The organism is Serratia sp. HMSC15F11 (genome assembly GCF_001808215.1).
GTDB classification, from domain to species: domain Bacteria; phylum Pseudomonadota; class Gammaproteobacteria; order Enterobacterales; family Enterobacteriaceae; genus Serratia; species Serratia nevei.
The window spans coordinates 1-1,962 of record NZ_KV792511.1 but is presented as its reverse complement, the minus strand read 5'-3'; the positions used below and the strand labels follow the sequence as shown (position 1 = coordinate 1,962).

The 1,962-nt window shown below is 63.5% G+C and carries 1 protein-coding gene; it reads left to right on the top strand.

Annotation, left to right across the window (positions count from 1 at the left end; all coding sequences use genetic code 11):
* Window positions 1-164: 164 nt before the first annotated feature.
* Window positions 165-1,962: S8 family serine peptidase (locus HMPREF3138_RS24485; protein ID WP_168166357.1), on the top strand; the 1,798-nt coding region annotated here is incomplete at its 3' end.

Genomic DNA, 1,962 nt, shown 5'->3' with positions numbered 1-1,962 from the left:
CAGCGTCAACGCCGGCTTCACCTGGCGCTTCTAAGCAACATCGACTCAATCCTTGTAGGGGAACCGTCTGCAGGCGGTTCCTTTTTCACATCCTGCTAATGAGAACCCGGCGCACCTGGGGCGCCGGCCAATAACAAGCAAAAGGTAAGGAAATGACAACAACAATGGGTTTTGATAGCAAAGGAAACGTTCGTCGCTCACCGTGGCGGCTGAACGCGCTGGTCTGCTGCATGGCGCTGGCGGGGTATGCGCAGGCAGCACCGCACGAGGTGAACGGCAAAGCGGGCGATCCGGCCAGCTGGCGCAACGCCGAATTCAACGCCAACTGGGGGCTGGGGGCGATCCACGCCGATGAGGCCTACGCCGCAGGCTATACCGGCAAAGGGCAGAAGGTGGGCATTTTCGATACCCCGGTCAACCGCCATCCCGAGTTCGCCGGCGACGGCAAACTGATCAACGTGGTCACCGAAGGCTATCGCGCCTACACCGACCCGCACCGGCCGGGCATTAACGCCGGCGACCGCTTTTACTTCGACGGCACCTTCCACTTCTACAGCGGCTCACAGGGCATGCTGAGCAATCACGGGGTGCACGTCGCGGGCATCAGCGCCGCCAACCGCGATGGCGTCGGCATGCATGGCGTGGCCTTCGATTCGCAGGTGATCAGCGTCGATAACGATAACGACGGCCCGGCCTACGGCGAATTTCTCGGCCTGGACGGCGCCGTCACCAATGCCGGCTGGCAGGCGATGATCAACAGCGGTGCGCGGGTGATCAACAACAGCTGGGGCGTCAGTATTCCCGACTTTCTGTCCGACGGTGGCCGCGATCCTAATGTGCTGCACTTTGAGCTGAAGGATGCGCAGGAACAATTCGATCAGGTCAAACCGCTGCTCGGCAGCCTGGCCGGCGCAGGTTATCAGGGCGCCATCGACGCAGCGCGCAAAAATATTCTGGTGCTGTTCGCCGCCGGCAACGACGGCAACTACAACCAACCGGATGTGATCAGCGGGCTGGCCTACTTCGTGCCGGACATCGCGCCGAACTGGCTGTCGGTTGCCAGCGTGGCGCAGGATGCGGCATCGACCAACAGCGTGCCTTACACCATCAGCAGCTTCTCTTCCCGCTGCGGCTATACCGCCAGCTTCTGCGTCTCGTCGCCGGGCAGCAAAATCTACAGCACCGTGGCCAACGGTTCCGATCCGGCCAACCTGGTGTCGGACTACGGCAATAAAAACGGCACCTCGATGGCGACGCCGCACGTCACCGGCGCGGTGGCGGTGTTGTTGCAGCGCTTCCCGTACATGACCTCGGCGCAGATTGCCGACGTGTTGAAAACCACCGCCACCGACATGGGCGCGCCGGGCATCGATGCGCTCTATGGCTGGGGGATGATCAACCTGGGCAAGGCCATCAACGGTCCGGGCATGTTCTATACCGTCGAGGATATTCCTGCGGAGTTCCGCATCCCGGATCCGACGGGCGTGGCCTATGGCCCGACCCAGTTTGTCGCCAATATTCCGGGGAGGGGCGCCGAGGTGGATGCCGGTACGCTGCACGCCAGGAAATGTGATGACTTCCACTGTGGATGGGAAATCTACTCCAACAACATTACCGGCCACGGCGGCCTGACCAAAGAGGGCGCGGGAACCCTGGAGCTGACCGGCACCAACACCTATGCCGGCCCGACGCTGGTCAATCAGGGGCGGCTGGCAGTCAACGGCTCGGTCACCTCGGCCGTCAGCGTGCAGAACGGCGGCATCGTCGGCGGCAGCGGCACGGTCGGTTCGCTGACCGCCCGTCAGGGCGGCACCGTGGCGCCGGGCAACTCGATCGGCACCCTGAACGTGGCGGGCAACGTCAGCTTCGAGCCGGGTTCGCACTACGCGGTGGAAGTGGGGCCGAACGGCCAGAGCGATCGGATCCAGAGCGGCGGATCGGCGACGATCGGCGGCGGCGAGG